This window comes from uncultured Succinivibrio sp., from assembly GCF_902756765.1.
In the GTDB taxonomy this organism is placed as follows: domain Bacteria; phylum Pseudomonadota; class Gammaproteobacteria; order Enterobacterales; family Succinivibrionaceae; genus Succinivibrio.
This window is the reverse complement of sequence record NZ_CACVSS010000164.1, coordinates 1-3,591: the sequence shown is the minus strand read 5'-3', so window position 1 is coordinate 3,591 and position 3,591 is coordinate 1. Positions and strand designations below refer to the sequence as shown.

Annotated in this window: 3 protein-coding genes; 2 read left to right on the top strand and 1 reads right to left on the bottom strand. The window is 35.8% G+C overall.

The window, feature by feature from the left end; translation table 11 throughout:
- On the top strand, positions 1–697 hold a 697-nt coding region (locus QZU45_RS11985), incomplete at its 5' end, for a PD-(D/E)XK nuclease domain-containing protein (RefSeq protein WP_295355606.1).
- 88 nt (positions 698–785) lie between these two features.
- On the opposite strand, the gene QZU45_RS11980 is transcribed toward QZU45_RS11985, so the two are convergent.
- Entirely contained in the window at positions 786–2,372 is a 1,587-nt protein-coding gene (locus QZU45_RS11980; RefSeq protein ID WP_295355604.1) for a helix-turn-helix transcriptional regulator, read from the bottom strand.
- Between the two features lie 163 nt (positions 2,373–2,535).
- Here QZU45_RS11980 and QZU45_RS11975 point away from each other — a divergent pair.
- Positions 2,536–3,591, top strand: a 1,056-nt coding sequence (locus tag QZU45_RS11975) for a hypothetical protein (protein WP_295355602.1), incomplete at its 3' end; no start/stop codon positions are given.

Below are 3,591 nucleotides of genomic sequence, written 5' to 3'. Positions count from 1 at the left end.
CTCAGACAGAAATGTCATAGAGATTTCATTAAAGGAATTTACCACATATCCAGATATCAACAATAACATGGATTTTGATATCTTTATGACCTTAATGCTGCATACAGGCTATGCAACCTATGCAGAAGAAACAAACTCTTGTGACAAGGTAAAAATCAGAATTCCCAATAATGAGGTAGCCCTCTGTTTTAAGAGTAAGTTTGAAAACTTCTACACCAAGAATAATCATCACTGGTTTAATCAGACTCTAAGCCTGGTGGATTTACTCATGGAGAATAAGACTGAAGAAGCTCAGGCTTTAATCAGCACCATGCTAAAAGAGTTCTTAAGTATTAGAAACAGCGGTGATGAGCTTTACTACCACGGATTTATGACAGGTATTCTTGGAATAGCTGCTTCAACTAAAGGTCTTGAGTACCATGAGGAAATTGAGACAGGAACAGGATTCTCTGATATTGTCTTAACTAACTATGATACTAAAACCGCCTGTATCATAGAGATGAAGAAAGCCCAAGAACTGGATGACTGTTATGATGTAGCTCTTGATGCAACAAAACAGATAATCCAAAAAGATTATGCCTCAAAATTTATTTCCAAAAGATATAAGAATGTCTACGGAATAGGTATTGGCTTTGCTAAAAAGAGCTGTGAGATGGTTTCCCTCGGTAACCTTACTCATAGCTCTGTTTCTGTATAGTGTAAATTGTCTGTGTTTATGTTGTATCTGAGATATTGCGATGGAACTTTCTGTATCTAGGTAATACAGGTTCAGTTTGGATTGCAGGCTATTCATTTATTTTTTTGAGTAGTTCTCTTTGGTTTTTAGTTCCAGTTTTCTCAAAAATTCTGGAAATACGGTATTTCACTGTTCTCTCCGTTATGTCCAGTTCTACAGCCATATCTTTAATTGATTTTAACTGTAAGATTTCCTTAAGAATATCAGATTCCTTTGATGTTAGGTCATAAGCCGAAATAAAGTCTTTAAGATCATTCTGCAGAGATTCATTTTGACTTTTTATGTGGATTTCCTTTTTTCCTTGCTTATTTTTGTGAGAATTTATTAAAAGTCTGTTGGTTATAGATACTCTTTTATAAGATTCTGAGGATATTCCTTTACTGAAATCCTTTGCTTTACTGTTAGTAACATCTTCAACTGCAGTTGGTCGTGACTTTTCTAGTTCTTTATTTAGTCTCATGCTCAGAGTACGATACTGTTTTTCTATCTGGTAGTTCATTGAGCCGTGATACAGCATAAAAATCAGTACGCACAAAAGGATCAGAAATATAAACTGTGATGTTGCAGTAAGATTTTGATCTAGAAGCCACACAGAGATAACAGATCCTATCGAGTTCAAAGCAAACTGAATGATTCTTCCAAGATTACACCACATCCATGGTTTATCAGTGACGGCTGAGGCTTCAGCAAATATGTTCATGATAAAGACAAGTATAAAACCAGAACAGATACTATCAAGGTAATGAACCACATTGAAGTACTCTGTGTTGTACAGCTGAAAGGCCAGAATCAGAAGACCTGTTGCAAGAATAGCAAGAAGCATCTGATAGTACTTGAACTTATCATAAAGTATGGCTGCAGTAATCAGACTTAAGACATAGAAAAGACGATAGTATTCGTGGACAACATCAACTTCACTGTTCTTGAAGATAAAGTAATCCACACCATCTGTCATTCCATGTAGAAAACTCAGGACCGAAACCATAATGATGCCGTTCTTAAGATAACGTCTCATTCCTGGAGAAATGCGAACTTTTCTTTCTGTAAGCTCTAATTGCTGGCCTTCAATTTTTATTCTGAAGAATAAGATAATCAGTACCTGACAAACAATTCCCAGATAGAAGTTGCTGCTAACTGGGGTTAATGGCAGTCTTCCAATAATCATTGTCAATAGCACTGCAAAGGCAAGAGAAAAACCGATATATCTTGCAAATCTGTTTCTAGGAGTAAGTTTTAGTCCTCTATAAAAGGCAAAGGCTGAGATATAGCCTAAATCAAGAGCATAAAGGACAATAAGCATGGTATTGACAATACTCAGATCACTTAACTTGTTATAAATACAGAGCCAGATAAGAATTCTTGTGAAACAGATTCCCGTTACAAAGATAGGAAGCCTTTTGTTAGAAACATAACGGTTAGTGAAGGCAAAAGATAGCATTCCAACAGATAAAAGACAGCAGAAGATTGATATGGTTATGAGTTTACTGTCGAGAGTGAAGAAGGTCTCTGATATTGAGGTACTAAAAAATAGACCAAATCCGGTCAGATTTTCGGTAAAACAAATGGCATAAATCAGTATTGGAAACAATACCAGAATATTATTCTGTTTAGCTGTACTATCACTAAGAATCTTCATATTTTTCATTAAGTAAGACACTGTACTTAAGTACAGTTTACTCTAAAAATACATGATTTTTTGTGAGGAATTTTTTAAATCAGTTCATCATTTATTCAATCTGACAGATTTATTCACAAAAATAAAAAACAGTGATGGTCTAAATTTGTCTGAGGTTATGATGATGAAAAGAAAAATAAGACATTTGGATGCGATAAAACATGGGAGTTCTCTTTACTCATTAAATAGAATGAGAATAAAGCCTCTTGTTATTGCTGTTTTCTCAGTCCTTGCGGGAGGTACGGCATTTGCAGATGCGGTATATACCTCCCCTAAGAACGTCGAAGGAACCTGGGCATTAGATGGAGGTTATAATTCTGTAGTTTCACCAACATCACCTGCAACAATTACAGTCAAATCATCTGGAGTGGTAAATTATCCTGATGCCGACACTAGGTTGAATTGCAACAAATTTGTTGCAGATGGAAGCAATGATGGCAACAGTATCACCAGTTACGGCACGATAAATGGATCGACAAATAATCAGTATCAAAGTAACCTCATGGGTGCTTATACAAATTTGAACGCCGCTGTACAAGGAAATGTTCAAGGTAATAATAATACAGTAACGTTTAAAGCAGGAAGTTCTACCAAGAATTTGACTGTCTATGGAGCCCAAATTATAGATGATTATTCAGGAAATGCAGTAACAGCCTCTGGAAATACCGTTTTTATAGAAAAAGGAAGTGAATTTCTTGGAAACAAGATGATTACAGGAGGTTATGCAGGAGGAATTGGAAGTTCAACTGCGTCTAACAATAAGGTAATACTGGGTTCTGGTACATATTCTTCTACCATTTTTGGGGGGTGGGCCCATGGTCAGACTCAAGTAAACATCTCCAATAATACAGTTTATCTGTATGGAGATGCTAATGTGAGTGCTGCAGGTATATTTGGAGGTCAAACTAATTGGTATATTAGCGCAGTAACCTTGACCGGAAACACTTTGGTATTCGGTTATAACAATACCCCTTGGACTCCATCCTCCTATACCATCGGAAATGTTCAAAACTTTTCAACTATTCGTTTTGATAATGTAGTTTGGGGTAAAACAATTACTATTAACTTCTTTGCCAATAAATCAACAGATTCAAGTGTAACAAAAGTTGATGCTTCTAAAGTTGCTTTTTCAGGTGTTGATTCCTTATCAAGTGGTGATTCCTATGATATGTTGACTATA